Origin of the sequence: Streptomyces sp. C10-9-1, from assembly GCF_024497955.1 — a bacterium.
Lineage (GTDB): Bacteria > Actinomycetota > Actinomycetes > Streptomycetales > Streptomycetaceae > Streptomyces > Streptomyces sanyensis.
Window position 1 is genome coordinate 214,155 of record NZ_JANHKP010000005.1, and the last position, 17,403, is coordinate 231,557.

Below are 17,403 nucleotides of genomic sequence, written 5' to 3' on the forward strand. Positions count from 1 at the left end.
CGCTCCCCGGCGGCCCGCTCCCCCGGTTCCCGCGGCCGGGAGGACTCCGACGGCGGTGGAGGCCCGGGCGGCGGTCGGGCCCGCGGACGTGTTCCCCTCCCGGGCGCACGGCCCCCGGGGCCCTGGCGGCACGGCGCGGGCGCGGCCCGCCGACCGGCTCCCCCGTGCTCCGGCCCCCGGAGCCGCCCCCGCCCGGCACGGCGGGACGACGGAGCGGGCCATGGCCGCTGATCCGCGCGTGCCGCGTGTCCTGATCCTGACGGGCGAGCCCCTGGACGGGCCCGAGGGCCCCGCCTCGGACCTGGCCCGGGGCCTGGTGCGCGCCATGCCGTACGCGGAGTACCTGTGGCTGCGGCGCTGGTGGGGCACGAGCGGGACGTCCGCGCCCGGGCGGGCCGCCGGGGGGCGGGCCCTGCCGGTCGTGACCCGCGGACGGCCCCTGTCGCGTCCCCTGTGGGCGCAGGTCGCGGCCGTGGGGGCCGCCGCCTCGCACCGCGTGGACCTGGTGCACGCGGTGATCCCGGTGGGCAGCGGCTTCGCCACCTTCTCGCGGCTGTGGCCCCGCCTCGCCGCCCGGCGCCCCGTGCTGCACACCGTGCCGTCGGTGGTCGACCCCGCGCACCTGTGGGGAACACGCCCGCTCGGGCGGACGGTGGCCATGTCCGGGGCGACGGCCCAGATGCTGGCCTCGGCCGGTTTCGGGCCGGTGGACGTGGTCGGCCCGGTCCTCCGGCTCGGCCCCTGGCCGCCGAGACCGCGGGCGCGGCGCACCCCTCCGATGGTGCTGGCCCTGGGCGACGGAGGCGCGGAGGAGGCCCTGCTGGCGGCCGGGGTGGCGGCCCGGGCGGGGGCGCGTTTCCAGCTGGTGCTGGTGGCGAACGGCCAGGGGGGCGGCGGGAGGGCCGGACGCCCGGACGAGGACGCCCTGCGTGCGATCGCGGCGCGCGAGGGGCTGCTCGACATGGAGGTGCTGCACCGCATCAGCGACATGCCGGGGCTGCTGGCCGCCGCCGATGTCCTGCTCTACGTGCCGCGGGCCCTGGTGGGCCGGGCGGACGTACCGGCGCCGGTGCTCCAGGCGCTGGCCACCGGGCGGCCCGTGATCCTCAGCGACCTGCCGCAGTTCGCCGCGCTGCGCGACACCGTGCTGCGCGGCCCCGTCGCGGACCCCCACCGCACGGGGCACCTGCTGCGCGAGCTGCTGGACCGCCCCTGGTGGTGGGAGCACCTCGCGGAGCGGGGGCGGGCGGTGGTCGAGGAGCGCTTCGCGCCCGAGCGGGCGGCCGAGGCGTACGCGGACCTCTACCGCGACCTGCTGGTCGGCGGGGGTCAGGGGGCCTGACGGGCCGGTGCGGTGCCTCCCGAGCCGCACCTGCCGGGGACCGTGCACCGCCAGGCGGTGGCGCCGCCCGCCGCCTTCGGGCACGGCCGGTGGCCGGGCCGCGGCTGCCCGCCGAGTGCGGGAACCACCGGCTCACGCGCAACCGGCGGTGGCGGCACGGCCCGGCGCAAACCCGGCCTCTCCTGCTGATCAGTGGCCTCGGCGACGCCGACGGCACCGTCCTCGTCGTCCAGCCCGACCAGAACGGCGCCGTCCGCTTCGCCTCGGCCGCCGCTCCGGACGAAGGCGGCCACGGGACCCTCCACCCGGTGCGCCGCCGCAGACGAGTACGGGCGGCGCACCGTCAGAGCGGCGTCGCCCCAACGGGGTTCGGGGGCGGCGGTCGACGGCCGGGAGGAGGGCGGCACGGCGGGAGTCACGCCGGGGGCGGTCTCCCGCCGGGAGGAGCGGACCCGGCCTGCCCCGGAGCCTCAGGCCCCCGGGCCGGGGCGGGTGGCACTGAGCAGCAGCATCCCGGTGTCGCCGTACTCCGGCAGGGTGGGGTCCTTGGCCACCCTGGTGATGCGCAGTGAGGCGGTGAGCGGGGCGAACACGGCGCGCAGCGTGTCCTCGCCGACGGGGAGGGCGGGCCACAGGGGCCCGTCGGCGATGCGGTAGCTGGGCATCCCGGCCATGAAGGCGGCCAGGAGCCGTCCGCCCGGGCGGACGGCCCGGGCGAAGGCGCGGCACAGGTCGGCGAACTCCGCCGCGCTGGTGGTGACGCTCTCGGCGACGAAGGTCATGGAGGCGAGGCCGTAGCGGTGCCCGGGAAGGCCGCCGAGGGCCCCGGGGACCACACGGACCCGGGACAGCGCCGTGGCGAGGGCGGGGGGCAGGGCCGGGTCGAGGCTGCGGCACAGGTCGTAGAACGGCTGCCAGGCGGGGTCGGGCCCGTGCGCCAGCTGGCGGCGCAGGTAGGCGCGGTTGCCCGCGCCCGGCTCCAGGGCGTCGATCCTGCGGCAGGCCGCCGCGGCGGCCATCAGGGGGTAGAGGTTGGGCCCGGTCCCGCACTCCACGGCGGAGGCGACCGATCCGGGGGCGATCCCGCGGTAGACGGCCGCGTGGTGGCGGATGACGGCCGCGTCGCAGGGGTGCAGCTCCCGGTAGTTCTCGCGGAGGTAGGCGTCGACCGGCCAGGCGTCCCAGTCGGCGTCCGCGTTGAACCGGGGCGCGCGCTCCCGGGGCGCCGGCGCACGGCGGACCGGGGGCTCACCGGGTGCGGGCGGGGCCGTCACGGGGTGCGCCCCTCGGCCGCCGGCACCGGGCCGGGCGGGGCCGGAGGGCCTCGGCGCTCGGCGGCGGGCGCTCCGGGGGGCTCGGCGGCGGCCTCCACCAGGGGGAAGCGCTCGGCGAGGGCGGTGAGCACGTCGTTGAGCTCGTCGATCTCCTCGTCGGTGTTGAGTGCCGTCATCTGGATCCGGAAGCCGACCTGCCCGTGCGGGACGAGCGGGTAGGCGGCCAGGGTCACGTAGATGCCCCGGTGCCACAGGAAGTCGCCGACGGCGTCCAGGTCCTCCCCGTCGGCGAGCGGGATCTCGATGATGGGCAGCCCGTCGGTGTTGGGGGTGGCGAGACCGAGGCCGCGGACGTGGTCCAGGACCCGCCGGGTCTTGCGGTAGAGGTCGGCCCTGATGTCGTCGCCGCGCCGGTCGTTGACCTCCAGCCCGGCCAGGACGGTGGCGAGCGAGGCGGTGGGCGAGGGGCCCGAGTACAGGTAGGGCGCGGCGGCGACCTTGAGGTGGGCCTTGAGGGAGGGCGGGGCGGTGAGGAAGGCGAGCAGCGAGGAGTACGCCTTGGAGAAGCCCGCCACCAGCACGATGCCCTCGTAGCTCTCCCCGAGGTGGCGCACGATGCCGTTGCCGCGCAGGCCGTAGGGGGAGCTCTCGGCCGCCCCGCGCTCCCCGATGACGCCGAAGCCGTGGGCGTCGTCGACGTACAGCAGGGCGTCGCGCTCGCGGCAGACCGCCGCGAGGGCGGGCACGTCGGTGAGGTTCCCGGTCATGCTGTTGACACCGTCCACGCAGACCAGGAGGGGGACGCCGGTGGGCGCCTCGGAGAGCAGCTGGCGCAGCTCCTCGGGCTGCTCGGCGTGGAAGCGGAGCACGGAGGCGCCCTGCCCGCGGGCCACCAGGCAGCCGTCGTACATCGTGCGGTGGGCGCGGGCGTCGACGAAGACCTGGCCGCGGCCCGCGAGCACCGGGATGACGGAGGCGTGGATGAGGGTGATGGTCGGCAGCAGCAGGGTGTCGGGCGCGCCGAGCAGGCCGGAGAGCCTCTCCTCGATCTCGGGGTAGAGGCGCGGGTTGCCGATCAGCCGGGACCAGCTGGGGTGGGTCCCCCAGCGGCGGATCTGCGGCTCCACGGCGTCCATGACCTCCGGGTCCAGGTCGAGCCCCAGGTAGTTGCAGGAGGCGAAGTCCACCAGCCACTGCCCCTCGCTGCGGATCCGGCGCCCCTGCACCTCGTCGATCACGGCGTCGCACATGCGGCTGGTCTTCTGGAGGCGGGCGAGGTCGCGCCAGCGCTGCTCGCTGCGGCCGCTCCCCCGTTCGGCCGGGCGGCGGACCCGCTGGCGGTCCGCCACGCGCGGGGACTGCCAGGTGTGCCCGGCGTCCACGAAGCGCTGGGCCTCGGGGGCGGCCATGGGGTGGGCGAACAGGAAGCCCTGGCCGAAGCGGCAGCCCATGGCCGAGAGCAGGTCGCGCTGGCCGCCGTTCTCGATGCCCTCGGCGATGACCTGGAGGCCGAGGACGTCGGCGATGCGGACGATGCCCTCCACGAGGGCCACCTGCTGCCCGTCGGTGACGATGTCGTCGATGAACGACTTGTCGACCTTGAGCACGTCGATGGGGAACTCGCGCAGGTAGCTGAGGGAGGAGAAGCCGGTGCCGAAGTCGTCGATGGCGATGGAGACCCCGAGGCTCTTCAGCAGGCGCATGGCGGCGCGGATCTGCTCGTTGCGCACCAGCACCGACTCGGTGAGTTCGAGGACGAGGGAGCCCGGCGCCAGTCCCGAGGTGTCGAGCACCCGCCGGACCACGTCGACGAAGCCCGGGTCGACGAACTGCCGGGGCGAGACGTTGACGTTGAGGTTGAGCGGGGCGCTGCCGGGGCGGGCCCGCTGCCAGCGGCCGACCTCGGTCGCGGCGCGCTCCAGCACCCAGGCGCCGAGCGGGGTGATGTGCCCGGTCTCCTCGGCGAGCGAGATGAACTGGGCGGGGGGCACGAGGCCGCGCCGGCGGTGCGGCCAGCGCACGAGGGCCTCGAATCCGGCGACGCTGCCTCCGGCGAGCTCGACGATGGGCTGGTAGCGCAGCGCGAAGGACTCCTCGCTGAGGGCGGTGTCCAGTCCGGCCTGGAGTTCGTGGCGCTCGACCATGCCGCTGTGCAGGTCGGGGCGGTAGCGGCGCCACTGCCGCTTGCCCGCGGTCTTGGCCGAGTACAGCGCCAGGTCGGCATGGCGCAGCAGCTCGTCGGCCTGGGTGCCGTCGCGGGCCGTGGCGACGCCCACGCAGGCGGAGATGCTGTGCGACCCGCTGCCGAGCCGGAAGGGCACGCCGAGGGCCTGGACCACCTGGGCGGCGAGGACCTCGGCGTCGTGGGGCTCCCTGGCCCCCTCCATCAGGACGGCGAACTCGTCGCCGCCGAGGCGGGCCGCGGTGTCGCTGACCCGCAGCGCGCCGGTGAGGCGCTGGGCGACGGCCGTGAGGAGCTCGTCGCCCACGGAGTGGCCCATCATGTCGTTGACGACCTTGAAGTCGTCGAGGTCGACGAAGAGGACGCAGGTCAGCGTGGAGTCCCGGCGGCCGCGCAGCAGGGCCCGCTCGATGCGTTCGACCAGCAGGAGCCGGTTGGGCAGGCCGGTGAGCGCGTCGTGGAAGGCGCGGTGGGTCAGCTCCCTCTCCAGCTGCCGCTGCTCGGTCACGTCGCGGAGGGTGACCACGATGCCGTGGACGGTCTGCTCGTGGACGAGGTTGCTGCACCGGACCTCGACGTCCACGGCGGCCCGGCCGGAGCGCAGGACCCGCCAGTCGTCGTGGACGTCGGGGGCCTCGGACTGCCGCACGCGCGCGAGGGTGCGCAGGGCGCGGGGGCCGTCGCGGGCGTCGACGAGCAGCGCGATCGGGGTTCCGGTGAGGTCGCTCCGGCCGAACATGTCGTCGGCGGAGGGGCTGGCGTAGCGGACGGTGTCGTCGCCGTCGAGGATCAGGATCACGTCGGAGGTGTTGTGCACCAGGGTGCGGAAGTACGCCTCGCTGTTGCGCCGGTTGATCTCCTCGCTCAGGCCGACGCGCTCCAGCGCGAGGGCGGCCTGCGAGGCGAGGGTGGCCACCGCCTCGGACAGCTCGGCGACCGTGTCGGCCGGTCCGGCGAGGAGGACGGCACCCCGGGGGCTGCTCTCGCCCTGGGGTGCGGTGACGACCAGGGGGGACAGCAGCCCGGTGGTGGCGGGGGCGACGGCCGCGGCGATATCGGCGCCCAGGTCGGCGGTGGCGACCAGGCGCGTCCCGGCGTCCAGGAGCCCGGCGCCGCCCGCGGGGGCGGTGTCGTCGCCGGCGGACTCTTCGGCGGCCCGGGGGCTGCGCCAGGCCCAGTCGTCGCCGGCGGCGGGGACGGGCCGCAGCCGCCCGCCGACGTCCACGAGCAGGAGGACCGCGTGGGGCACGGGCGCGGTGAACAGGGCGGTGACCGCCGTCCGCACCGCCCGCGCGACGTCCTCCGGGGTCACCGCGCCGACGAGTTCGGCGGCGGCCAGGCGGAGGCTCCGCTCCCGGGTGACGGCCTTGCGGTGCTCGACGACCAGGCCCCACAGCCGTGCGAGGACGAGCAGGAACATGGCGGCGGAGAAGACGGCGGTGACCGCCGTGTCACGGCCGTTGCCGCGCAGCGACTGGAAGAGCAGCATCGCCGGGGCCACGAGTGCGGCGCCCGCGAGCACGGCCAGCCGCCGGCGGGCGATGCCCGGTGCCCGCTGGGGCACCGGCTCGGTGAGGCGGACCATGGACGGGTGGAGGGCGGCGAGCCCCCAGGCGGTGAAGAACACCACCCAGCCGAGGTCCAGGTAGGTGCCCACCTGCCAGGTGCCCGCGAGCTGGCCGAGCCCGTACAGCACGTCGGAGGTCAGGATCCCCACCGTGCCGAGGGTGAGCAGCTGCACGGAGCGGTCGCGCATCCCGCCGAGGGTGAGCAGGCGCACCAGCATGGCGAGGATCAGCACGTCGCCGAGCGGGTAGGCGATGGAGATCGCCTGCTCCTCCCAGCCGACCAGGGATTCGTCCGCGACCAGGGGGTGGATCAGGTGCACCCAGGACAGCAGTGCCAGGCCGCTGGTGAGCAGCAGGGCGTCGAGGAGGCTGTCGAGGTCCCTGGAGACGCACCGGCAGCGGATGAACCCGAAGATGCCCGCGGCGAAGAGCGGGTACGTGGCGAGGTAGAAGACGTCCGCGACCGAGGGGAAGGGGTTGACCTGGCCGAAGAAGCCTTCCAGCAGGTTGTAGGCCGTGTCGCCCGCGGTGAAGGTGAGGTTCGCGGCGGCGAGGAGCAGCCAGGGCCAGCGGCGGGCGGGCCGGTGGACGTGGACGCCGAGGAGGATCGCGGCGACGCCCGCGAGGCCGATCACGGCCCAGGAGGAGGTGTGGCGCGCCGGTACGGTCAGGTAGACCACGGTCGGCGGGACGAGGCACAGGACGTAGACGAGCATGATCCGGCGGCTCAGCGCGGCCTGCGCGCGTGCGGCCGGGCTTCCGGGACGGCCCGGGGGGCCGGGTCCGGACAACTTGGCGCCAGATGGGGTGCGTTGCACAGTGCCCTGCCGATACGTCCCGAGAGGCCCGGGTTCGTCGCGTTGGGGGACCTTTGTCTACACACTCTGCGCCGCCTGGTCGAGGCGGTCAAGGCGAGGCGCCCGGCGCCCGTACCGGCGGGGGCGCATCCGCCGGGCCCGGCGGGGTGCGGCCGGGCCGGGGCGGGTGGGGGTGCTACCGCAGCGCGCCGGCGCCCTGGAGGTCGAAGTCCAGCGTGCGGCCCACCTCGCGCAGGGTCTCCTCCGCGGTGCGGCGGACGTCGGCGGGGACGTCGCCCCGCTCCTCGACGAGGCCGTGGTAGATCGGTGCGTCAGCCCTGTCTGCGGAGCTCACGATTAGTCCCTTCGTTCGATTGCGCGGTCCGTCCGGGGTCCGGGAACGGCACTCCGGTGCCGGAGGCAGGGGCGAGTGTACGGGGTCGGCGATGGCCGGATGCCCGGCGGCCCACTTTCCGGTACGCACACCGTCCACGTCCGGTCATGCTCCGGGCGGGTGGCGAAATAGGGCCGGACGGGTACACAAGGGGTCCGTTCCCGGCCGATCGGGGTGACCGGGCACCGGGCACGTCGTTGGGGCGGGCGTGAAAAGGATCACCCGCTCCCTCGCCGCCTGCGCCGTCGCCCTCGGGGCCCTGACCGGCGCCCTTCCCGCCCACGCGGCCCCCTCCGCCGACCCCGTCCGGTGCGGGGGGCTCGGCGAGACCGCCGCCCTGCGCCTCGACGGGCGGACGGCCGGCAGGGCCGTCACCCTGGCCGCGGGACGCCCGTCGGAGTTCGCCCTCGACTTCCGCCCGGCGCGCTCCCACGGGGCGACGCAGCTGCACGTCCGGGCGCGGGGAGCCTTCGGGGAGGCGGCACTGACCCGGGAGGCGGCCGGGGCGGTGGAGGCGGGCCGCACCTACACCGTGCGCCAGCGGGTGACACCCCGGGCGGAGCTGGCGGGGTCGGGCTTCGCACTGCGCCTCCACGTGACCGGCGACGAGAACACCGTGGAGGCCTGCGTGGAGGTCGACGTCCGTGTGGCCGGCTGACCCCGGGGCCGGGCCCGGGGACGGCCCGACCGGATCGGGCGGCGCGGCAGGGGGAACCACGAGTCCACGGCGAACCGGACAGATGGTGGCCGAAACGTGCGGGTCGGCCCGGGGCGTTCAGCAGATCATCTGTTTCCCCCGACCCCGCGTCCCTAGCATGTGGCTCCCACTGCCTGATCTCCACGGACGCGGGTGAGAACCGATGGGACGCGAGTCGTGGCGCCCGGACGCCATCGACACCAAGGTGCCGAGCGTGGCACGCATGTACGACTACTTCCTGGGGGGCGACGACAACTACCAGTCGGACCGCGAGGCCTGCGCGGAACTGCTGAAGCAGGTGCCCAGCACCAAGGTGCTGGCCCTGAACAACCGCAGCTTCCTGCGCCGGGTGGTGCGGCTGCTCGCCAGCGAGTACGGCATCCGCCAGTTCGTCGACCACGGCTCCGGCCTGCCGACCCAGGACAACGTGCACCAGGTGGCGCAGGCCGTGGACCCGTCCTCGCGGGTGGTCTACGTCGACAACGACCCCATCGTCCTGGCGCACGGCCGGGCGCTGCTCGACGAGAACGACCGCACGACCGTGATCCAGGCGGACATGCGGGACACGGACGGCATCTTCGGCCACGAGGAGACGCGCCGCCTGATCGACTTCGAGCAGCCGGTGGCCGCCCTGTTCGTGTCGGTGCTGCACTGCATCCCCGACGAGGACGACCCCGCAGCGCTGGTGCGCCGGGTGGCGGAGCGCCTCGCCCCGGGCAGCTTCCTGGTCGTGTGCCAGCTGGTCAGCGACCGGGCGGAGATCCGGACCTTCGTCACGGACTTCATGGCGCAGGCGACCGGGGGGAACTGGGGCCGGGTCCGCGAGGAGCACGAGGTCACGCGCTTCTTCGACGGCCTGCAGATCCTGGAGCCGGGACTGGTGGAGGTCTCCACCTGGCGGCCGGACACCGAACTCGCACCCGTGCAGCAGACGGACGAGTGGATCGAGTGGGGCGGGGTCGCCCGGCTGCCCTGAACCCGCGGTCCGGTGCGGTCCGGCCCGGTGGGCACCCTGCCGGGTGCGCGCCGGGCCGCGCCGCCCCGGGCACCGGCGCCCGGCCGGGTCCGGCCCCGGACTCAGCCGAGGGCCTCCAGGCTCGCCCGCAGCCGGGCCTCGGTCTCCTTCGGCGTGAGCGCGCAGGCCCCGAGGCGGTCGAGCATGTCGCGGTACTGCTCGACGGTGGCGGGCTTCTGCGTGAAGGTGCTGTCCGTGAGGTGCTCGATGTAGACGGCGTCCCTGAGGTCGCCCAGGGCGAAGCGCAGGTAGCTGACGCCGGTACCCACCCCCACGGAGGCGGTGACGTCCAGCGGGGCGATCTGGAGGGTCACCCGCGGGCGCTTCATCAGGGCGATCAGGTGGTGGAGCTGATCGCGCATCACCCGCTCCCCGCCGACCGACCGCATCAGCACGGACTCGTCGACCACCGCCCACAGGCGCGGGGCGTCCGGCAGGTCCAGCTGGCGCTGACGCTGCTGCCGCAGCTCGACACGGCGCCGGATCTCGTGGTCCAGCAGCCGACCCGGGCCCGAGCGGATGACGGCCTGGGTGTACTCGGGTGTCTGGAGCAGTCCGGGGATGTAGAAGGGCTCGTAGGTGCGGATGGTGGCGGCGGCACCCTCCAGCGCGACCAGCGGCGTGAAGAAGTCGGAGAGCACGTCGTTGAAGGACCGCCACCAGTCCGGTCGGCGGGAGGCGGCGACCAGCCGCATGAACTCGGAGACCCGCTCCTCCTCCTCGACGCCGTACAGTTCGAGCAGGGCGAGCGCGTCGGAGGGCTTGCAGCCGTGACGGCCGAGTTCGATGCGGCTGGTCTTGGACCGCGAGAAGCCGAGCTTGACGTCGACGTCGGCCGGGTCCGGCCCTGCCGCCGAGCGCAGTTCGCGCAGCTTGCCGCCCAGGATGAGCTTCAGGGCGGTCGGGTTGCCCTCGACCGCCCCCAGCGGCCGGACGAACAACGACGGGCTCGGGTCGGCGGCTGCCATCGCACGCTCCTGCGGAGACTACGGGAAGCAGTCAGTATCCCAGCCCGTCGCGCCGGACACCAAGGGCCGTTGGGCCCCGGGTCGGGCTACTTTCAGCCGACGACGGAGTCGAACTCGCCGTCTCTCGCGCCGGCCACGAACGCGGCGACCTCCTCGCGCGTATAGACCAGGGCCGGCCCCTCGGGGTCGCGGGAGTTGCGCACCGCGATCCGGCCGCCGGGGAGCGTCGCCAGTTCCACGCAGTTGCCGGTGGCGTTGCTGTGACTGCTCTTGATCCATGCCGCACCGGCCAGGTCCCCGGCCGGCATCCCGTTGGTGAACTCCACTCGCGCCATCCCCTCGCTCGCTCGTACTCCGGTTACGCGAATCCGCCACTGCAATCCCAGCTGCAATTGCATCGCGGAACACGCCTCGACAATACTCGTCCCGCGCCGACTGTCGAATAGCGAATCATGCAGGGAGACATGACCCGTGACGATCCATCGGCAGAACCGCCGCCCCTGCGGCACCCCCGCCACCGAGGCACCTGCGCACCCCCCGGCGCCCGCACCACCGCCGCAGCGGCCGTCCTCGCTCTGCTCCCACCGGCCCGGATGCGGCCCGGGCGGCCGGGAGCTGCCGGGAGGCTTCGCCGCCTGCGGCCTGTCCGGCCACCCGCGCAACGCGGGGCAGGCCCGGCGGTTCGTCACCGACACCCTCGACGCCTGGTCCCTGGCGGCGCTCGGCCCGGACACGGAGCTGGTCGTGACCGAACTCGTCTCGAACGCCGTCCGCCACGGACTGGGCACGGAGGCGGCCGCGACCGCATTCCCCGTGTGGCTGGGCCTGTTCCGGCACCCGGGGCACCTGGTCTGCGCCGTGGCGGACCCCAGCCCCGCACCACCCCGCCCGCGCGAGGCGGGCGACTGCGCGACGGGCGGCCGCGGGCTCGCCCTGATCGGGGCGCTCAGCGACGCCTGGTCCTGGTGCCCGACCGCCCCCCACGGCAAGACGGTCTGGGCGTCACTGCCGCTCCCCCGGACGGGGGCGTGAGCCGCCCCGGGACGGCGGGAACGCGCACGGACGGCAGCGGAACCGGCACCGACCGCCTCGGGGCCTCCCTCTGGAAAAGTCCGTGATGTCCGATACGATGGAACACCTGATCGATCTCCGGCCCGATGCCGGGGACCGCTCCCGGCGCCCGCCGCGAGGGCGCCCTCCCCCGTCCCCGGCCCGGATCCGGATTCCCATGAGACCGCTGCGCCCCGTCACCGCCGTGCTGGCCGGAGTCTGCGCGTCCGCCGCGCTCGCCGCGGGCTGCGCCGCGCCCTCCGCTCCCCCCTCGGGGTCCGACCGCCCCGCGGCCGCCGCGGGGGCCCCGGACACCGGGGCCGCTCGCGCCGCCGCACGCGAAGCGCCCTCGGAGCCGTCGCCCGCCCCCGAGGACGCCCGCACCCGCACGGCGCTGCTGTCCGTGCCCGCGATCGGCCTGGAGGACCTCCGGGTCGTGCCGTACGAGGGGACCACCGACGACTGGCCCGGCACCCGGATACAGGACCGCGGGGTCGCGGCCAGCCCCTACGGGCCGGACGGCGGTGTGGGCCCCGGGCAGGTCGGCAACTACCTGGTGACCGCGCACCGCCTCTCGGCGGGCGGTCCGCTGCGCGACCTGCCCTCGCTGGAGGCGGGCGACGTGGTGCGGGTGTCCGACGGGAAGCGCGTGTACGAGTACGAGATCACCGAGACCCGGTGGACCTCGTTCCGGTCCGAGCGCTCGCTCGCCGAGCAGCGGGCCGCGGTTCCCGGCCATCCCGGTGAGCGCCCCACCCGGGCGATGATCACCCTGTCGACCTGCGCGACGCCGGAGGACGACGCCGCGGGCAACTACTGGCGCGACGACCGGGGCAACCCCGAGCACCGCATCGACAAGGTGGGCGTGCTGCGCGCCACCCGCTGAGCCGGCCGACCGGCCCGCGGCACCGCCCGGCGGGCCGCCCTCACATGCCCCCGGCGACCCGGAGCACCGCGCCCGTCGTGAAGGACGCGTCCTCGGACAGCAGCCAGGCCACGGCCACCGAGATCTCGTCCGGGCGGCCGGCGCGGCCGAGGGGGATCGCCCGCGCCACCCTCTCGGGCCGGTCCGGGTCCTCGTGGAAGCCGGTCCGGACGGTGCCGGGCGCCACGCAGTTGACCCTGATCCCGGCGGCGGCGACCTCCTTGGCGAGGCCGACGGTCAGGGTGTCGACCGCCGCCTTGGCCGCCGCGTAGTGGACGTACTCTCCCGGGCTGCCCAGGGTGGCGGCCGCGGAGGAGACGTTCACGATGGCGCCGCCGCCCGCGGCGGTCATGTCCCGTACGGCGCGGCGGGCGCACAGCAGGTACCCGAGGACGTTGACCTCCAGCGCCCGGCGCATGCCCTCGGCGTCCGCGTCGGCGAGCGGCCCGTAGGGGCCCGGCACCCCGGCGTTGTTCACCAGGCCGGTCACGGTGCCCAGCCCGGCGGCCCGGTCGAACAGGGCGTCCACCGCCCGCTCGTCGGCGGTGTCGACGGCCACGGCCACCGCGCGGCCGCCCGCGGCGGCGACGGCCGCCTCGACCCGCCGGGCCGCCTCGCGGTCGCTGCGGTAGCCGACGACCAGGTCGTGCCCTCCGGCCGCCAGACGCGCGCAGACCGCGGCTCCGATCCCCCGGCTGCCCCCGGTCACCACGGTCAGCCGCCGCTCACGTCCCGCCATCGCGTCCTCCTCGTTCGCACTCCGTGCTCCGGTGCCGTGCGCTCCGGACGGCCGGTCCCGGGGCGTGGTGGCCGCCCGCGGCCGGGGAGCGCAGGACACGCGGCGGGTGTCCGTCTGCCGGACCCGCCGCGCCGTGAGGGATCGTACGGCCCGCTCCCCCGCGGTGCGGCCCGGCTGCGGGGCCGGCCGTCACCGCACCGCGAGGGGCACGAGGTAGCCGACGGCCATGGCGACGCCGACGACGGCGAGGGTGTACGCGGCCAGCAGCCGGGGTGGCAGCAGTCTGCCGAGCAGGCCCAGTTCGGGCACGTTGACTCCCGCCGCGGAGATCACCAGGGCGAACACGGCTCCCAGGGCCATGCCGCCCGAGTGGAGGGCGGAGGCGATCGGGAGGAACGCCTCCGTGGAGACGTAGAAGGGGACGCCCAGCAGAGCGGCGACCGGCACCGCGAGGGGGTTGCCCGAGCCCGACCAGCGGGCGACGAGGTCCTGCGGCACGAAACCGACGATCGCGGCGGCGATGATCACGGCGAGCACCATCGGCACCGCAAGCCCCCGTGCCAGGTCCAGCGCGTAGCGCAGAGCCGACCGGGCTTCGGCGCGCCGGCCCCGCCAGGGGGACTCGTCGCCGAAGGGATCCGGCGCGCCGCAGTCAGGGGCGCCGCCGGGCCCCCGGATGCCGGCCGGCGGTGCCACGTGCCCGGCCGGTGCCCGGGCAGGCGTCAGGTGGCGCTCCAGGTGGGCGGCGTCCGCGGCGAGGGCGGCCGACAGCACGGCGGCGAAGGCGACCACCGCGTAGGCGAGCGTGGCCTGCCATCCGAACAGCGCGAGCAGCACCCCCACGACGATCGGGTCGAGCAGGGGGGAGGCCAGCAGGAAGCCGGCGATCGTGGCCGTCCGGATGCGGGCGTCGATCATCCCGGCCACCACGGGGATCGCCGAGTACGAGCAGAACGGCGTGAGGAAGCCGAGCAGGATGCCCTTCAGCGCGCCGCGCAGCCGGCCGCCCCCGAGCCAGTCGCGCAGCCGGGCGACCCCGATCCGCCGGGCGGCGAAGGCCAGCAGTACCGCGACGGCCACCACGAGGACCGCCAGTTCGGCCAGCAGCACCGCGCACTGCAGGGCCGCCTCGGCCATCCGCTCACCCACCGCCGGTCCCCGCCTGCCACGGCGCCAGCGTGTGGCTCCTGCTGTCGACCCTCACCGGGGCCTGCCCCATGACCACCTCGGCGGCGGAGGGGAACCCGGCCAGGCAGTCGGGGTTCACCCGCACACGACTGGAGGTCCCCACACGCTCGACGAACACGAACTCCAGCTCGGCGAGCCGCCGGACGTGCCCGGAGACGGTCGGCTGGCCCACCCCGACCCCGGCGGCGAGGGCGCCGACGGTCATGGGCTGCCGGGCGGTGGCCAGCAGGTGGAGCAGTTGCAGACGGGTCGGGTCGGCCAGGCACCCGAACCAGCTTGCGTACGCCTCGGCGTCGGCGCGGTCCAGCATCACGGCCCCTTTCATCGCTCATCGGCGATGATACATGAAAGGGGTACGCGCGGACCTCCGCCGGGCGCGAGGGACGCGCGGGACCGTGTGCGGCCGCCCGGCGGGACCCGGCGGCCCGGCCGCGCGGGAGGACGGTCCGTTCGCGCTCCGCCGCGGCGGCGCCGGCGGCAGGTCCGCGGCCCCGGGAGCCCGCCCGGCCGGCGCGGCGGCACCCGGGTCCGGTCAGGGGCGCGACCCGGGACGCGCGGCCCCGGCGGCCTCGCCCTCGGGATCGACGTGGGGCAGGATCCGGTCCAGCCAGCGCGGCGTCCACCATGCGGACTTGCCGAGCAGGGTCATGGCGGCCGGCACCAGCAGCAGCCGGACCACGGTGGCGTCGATGAGCACACTCGCCGCCAGCCCGAGACCCAGCATCTTGACCACGATGTTGTCGCTGATGAGGAAGGCCGCGAAGACGCTGACCATGATCAGAGCCGCACAGGTGATCACCCGGGCCGTGATCTCCAGCGCGTGGGCCACGCTGGCCTTCGCCTCGCCCGTGCGCAGCCAGGCCTCGTGGACCCGGGAGAGCAGGAAGATCTCGTAGTCCATGCTGAGCCCGAAGACGATGGCGAACATCATCATCGGCACGTAGCTCTCGATGGGCACCTTGCCCGACACCCCCAGCGCGGGGCCGCCCCAGCCCCATTGGAAGACGGCCACCAGGACGCCGTAGGAGGCGGCGATGGAGAGCACGTTCAGCACGGCGGCCTTCACGGCGACCAGCACTCCGCGGAAGACGGTCAGGATGACGAGGAAGGCCAGCCCGACGACGACGGCGATGATCAGGGGCAGCCGGCTGGAGACGATGTCGAGGAAGTCGACCTGCGCGGCCGTGGTGCCGGTGACGTAGGTGCTGGCCGCCGTGCCCTCGACGGCGCCCGGCAGGACGTCGTCGGAGAGGTGGTTGGTCAGCTGCGTGGTGCGCTCGTCCTGGGGCGCGGCGACGGAGTAGGCGGTCGCGATCAGCACGTCCTGGTCGGAGGTGGGCCGGGGCGTGGTGATGGTGAGGGCGTTCGGCACGTCCTTCAGGGCGTCCTGGAGCTTGGTGGCCAGCTCCGAGCGGTCCGAGGCGGGCACGTCGGTCTGGTCGACGACGAGGGTCAGCGGGCCGTTGGAGCCGGGCCCGAAGGCGGCGGACATGAGGTCGTAGGCCCGCCGGTCGGTGAAGGACTTGGGGTCGGCGCCGTCGCCGATGTGGCCGAGCTGGATGGAGAACAGCGGGATCGCCAGCACCGCGAGCACGGCGATCCCGCCCCCGAGGTACCACCAGGGGCGGCGCTCCACGCGCTGGGCGTAGCGGTGCCAGGTGCCGGTCGCCTGCTCGCCGGGGCCCGCGTCGGTCTCCGCGACCGGCTTGCGCACGTGGTACCGGTCGAGGGCGCGGCCCATCAGTCCCAGCAGGGCGGGGACGAGGGTGAGCGCGCCGAGGACGGCGGTCACCACGGTCACGGCCGCGGCCAGGCCGAGTTTGCCGATGAAGGCGAGGCCGGAGACCCACAGGCCGGACAGGGCGATCACGACGGTGGTGCCGGAGACGAGGACGGCGCGCCCGCTGGTGGCCGCGGCCGTGCCGGCGGCGGCCACCGGGTCCATGCCGTGCATCAGGTTCTGGCGGTGCCGGGTGATCAGGAACAGGGCGTAGTCGATGCCGACGCCGAGCCCGATCATGGTGGCGAGGGTGGGCGACACGGTGGCGAAGGTGGTCGCCGCGGCGAGCAGGCCCAGCAGGCCCAGCCCGCACACCACCGCGACGAGCGCGGAGAGGAGCGGGAGGACGGCGGCGATCACGCTGCCGAAGCCGATGAGCAGCACCAGGATCGCCACGCCGAAGCCGATGGCCTCGCTGAGGCGGTCGTCGGGCTGGGGGCGGGCCAGTTCGCCGAGGGTGCCGCCGTACTCGACCGTCACTCCCGCCGAGCGCATCGGCTGGACGGCCTCGTCCACTCCGTCGAGGTAGGAGCTGCCGAGGGTGGAGGGCTGAGTGTCGAAGCGGATCGTGATGTAGGCGGTCCTGCCGTCCGTGGAGAGCGGGCCGACGTCGGGCGTGCCCGCGGGCTGCGAGGGCGGCTGGGAGCCGGGCGGGGGCAGCGGGTCCTGGACGGCCAGCACGTGGGGCAGCTTCTCCAGGTCGCCGACGGACTGGGTGATCGGGGAGGCGCTGTCGGTCAGCGGCTTGTCCGGGTCGTTGAGGACGATCTGGGCGCTGTAGCCGCCGGCGGCGGGCTCGTGGGCGCGCAGCACGTCGAGCCCTTCCTGCGACTGCGTGCCGGGCAGGGCGAAGTTGTCCGAGTAGCTGCCGCCGAACGCCCGGTCCAGGCCCTGGGCGGCGGCGAGGGCCGCGACCCACAGCACGAGGACGACGACCGCGCGGCGGGCGCACCACTCGCCGGTGCGGCGCAGCAGCCCCGTCGGGTGCGCGCGGTCCGGCGGGGCGGGAGGGGGTGGTGCCTGCGACGGCATACGGCTGCTCCCGTAGGGGTGGGGGCCGGTGGGACGGGACGGCGTCACGGCCGGGGACCGACCGGGCGGGCGGTGCTCCCGCCGACGGGGCGGGGGCGCGCCCTCGGCTGCGCCCCCGCCCTGGACGGGCCCGGATCAGCTCCGGCGGTCCCGGTCCTCGTCCAGCATCTCCTGGCGCGGCTCGCGCTCCGGGCGGCCGCGCTCCTGCCGGTCGGGCTCGCGGGACTCACGGCCGCGCTCCCTGCCCTCGCCCATGCGCTTCTGGGCCTCGGCCTTGAGCTGTTCGGCCTTGTCCTGGAACTGGTCCTTGATACCCATCGGTCTCTCCTTCGAGCTGGTCGATGTGGGCGGACTCAGCCTTGCACGGCAGGACACCGCACGCATATCAGAGCAATACGGACAGTCACTCGGGCCGCCGCGCTCCAACCCGGCCCGGCCCGCGGCCAGTCGGC

General features: G+C 75.3%; 15 protein-coding genes. 5 read left to right on the forward strand and 10 right to left on the reverse strand.

Annotated elements, in window-relative coordinates:
* Positions 1–220: 220 nt before the first annotated feature.
* Positions 221–1,342 (forward strand): glycosyltransferase, encoded by a 1,122-nt coding sequence (locus tag NPS70_RS28505; RefSeq protein ID WP_305885631.1) that lies wholly within the window; start codon positions 221–223, stop codon positions 1,340–1,342.
* Between the two features lie 470 nt (positions 1,343–1,812).
* On the opposite strand, the gene NPS70_RS09085 is transcribed toward NPS70_RS28505, so the two are convergent.
* From NPS70_RS09085 to NPS70_RS09095, 3 genes are all read right to left on the reverse strand, one after another.
* Complete coding sequence (locus NPS70_RS09085) at positions 1,813–2,616, reverse strand: class I SAM-dependent methyltransferase (protein ID WP_256523570.1); 804 nt, start codon at positions 2,614–2,616, stop codon at positions 1,813–1,815.
* The gene (locus tag NPS70_RS09090) at positions 2,613–7,082 is read right to left on the reverse strand and encodes an aminotransferase class I/II-fold pyridoxal phosphate-dependent enzyme (RefSeq protein WP_256523571.1); all 4,470 of its coding nucleotides are present in this window, start codon (positions 7,080–7,082) and stop codon (positions 2,613–2,615) included. Before NPS70_RS09090 ends, NPS70_RS09085 begins: the two co-directional genes overlap by 4 nt.
* Positions 7,083–7,359: 277 nt before the next feature.
* Entirely contained in the window at positions 7,360–7,518 is a 159-nt protein-coding gene (locus NPS70_RS09095) for a hypothetical protein (RefSeq protein ID WP_256523572.1), read from the reverse strand.
* Between the two features lie 247 nt (positions 7,519–7,765).
* Here NPS70_RS09095 and NPS70_RS28510 point away from each other — a divergent pair, with 247 nt between their 5' ends.
* Together NPS70_RS28510 and NPS70_RS09105 are read left to right on the forward strand one after the other, a co-directional pair.
* Positions 7,766–8,215 (forward strand): hypothetical protein, encoded by a 450-nt coding sequence (locus NPS70_RS28510; protein WP_305885632.1) that lies wholly within the window; start codon positions 7,766–7,768, stop codon positions 8,213–8,215.
* 202 nt (positions 8,216–8,417) lie between these two features.
* On the forward strand, positions 8,418–9,230 hold the full coding sequence (locus tag NPS70_RS09105; protein ID WP_256523573.1) for an SAM-dependent methyltransferase: 813 nt from the start codon (positions 8,418–8,420) through the stop codon (positions 9,228–9,230).
* Positions 9,231–9,331: 101 nt separating this feature from the next.
* Here the strand turns inward: NPS70_RS09105 and NPS70_RS09110 are convergent, their stop codons facing one another.
* Both NPS70_RS09110 and NPS70_RS09115 read right to left on the reverse strand, forming a co-directional pair.
* Positions 9,332–10,237 carry a helix-turn-helix transcriptional regulator gene (locus NPS70_RS09110; protein WP_256523574.1) on the reverse strand — a complete coding sequence of 302 codons (906 nt, stop codon included), beginning with the start codon at positions 10,235–10,237 and terminating at the stop codon, positions 9,332–9,334.
* Between the two features lie 92 nt (positions 10,238–10,329).
* Positions 10,330–10,572 carry a DUF397 domain-containing protein gene (locus NPS70_RS09115; RefSeq protein ID WP_256523575.1) on the reverse strand — a complete coding sequence of 81 codons (243 nt, stop codon included), beginning with the start codon at positions 10,570–10,572 and terminating at the stop codon, positions 10,330–10,332.
* 136 nt (positions 10,573–10,708) lie between these two features.
* On the opposite strand from NPS70_RS09115, the gene NPS70_RS09120 reads away from it, so the two are divergent.
* Positions 10,709–11,269: an ATP-binding protein gene (locus tag NPS70_RS09120; RefSeq protein WP_256523576.1), complete on the forward strand. Its 561-nt coding sequence runs from the start codon at positions 10,709–10,711 to the stop codon at positions 11,267–11,269.
* Between the two features lie 196 nt (positions 11,270–11,465).
* Positions 11,466–12,173 (forward strand): class E sortase, encoded by a 708-nt coding sequence (locus NPS70_RS09125; protein ID WP_256523578.1) that lies wholly within the window; start codon positions 11,466–11,468, stop codon positions 12,171–12,173.
* A 40-nt stretch (positions 12,174–12,213) separates the two neighbouring features.
* Here the strand turns inward: NPS70_RS09125 and NPS70_RS09130 are convergent, their stop codons facing one another.
* The 5 genes from NPS70_RS09130 to NPS70_RS09150 form a co-directional block, all read right to left on the reverse strand.
* Positions 12,214–12,951, reverse strand: coding sequence for an SDR family NAD(P)-dependent oxidoreductase (locus NPS70_RS09130; RefSeq protein WP_256523579.1), 738 nt, complete (start codon positions 12,949–12,951; stop codon positions 12,214–12,216).
* Positions 12,952–13,140: 189 nt separating this feature from the next.
* On the reverse strand, positions 13,141–14,100 hold the full coding sequence (locus NPS70_RS09135) for a permease (RefSeq protein WP_256523580.1): 960 nt from the start codon (positions 14,098–14,100) through the stop codon (positions 13,141–13,143).
* Positions 14,093–14,464, reverse strand: coding sequence for a helix-turn-helix transcriptional regulator (locus NPS70_RS09140; RefSeq protein WP_256523581.1), 372 nt, complete (start codon positions 14,462–14,464; stop codon positions 14,093–14,095). Before NPS70_RS09140 ends, NPS70_RS09135 begins: the two co-directional genes overlap by 8 nt.
* Before the next feature lie 207 nt (positions 14,465–14,671).
* A complete protein-coding gene (locus NPS70_RS09145; RefSeq protein WP_256523582.1) occupies positions 14,672–16,951 on the reverse strand; it encodes an MMPL family transporter in 2,280 nt (759 codons plus the stop codon).
* A 135-nt stretch (positions 16,952–17,086) separates the two neighbouring features.
* Complete coding sequence (locus NPS70_RS09150) at positions 17,087–17,269, reverse strand: hypothetical protein (RefSeq protein ID WP_256523583.1); 183 nt, start codon at positions 17,267–17,269, stop codon at positions 17,087–17,089.
* Positions 17,270–17,403: the final 134 nt, after the last annotated feature.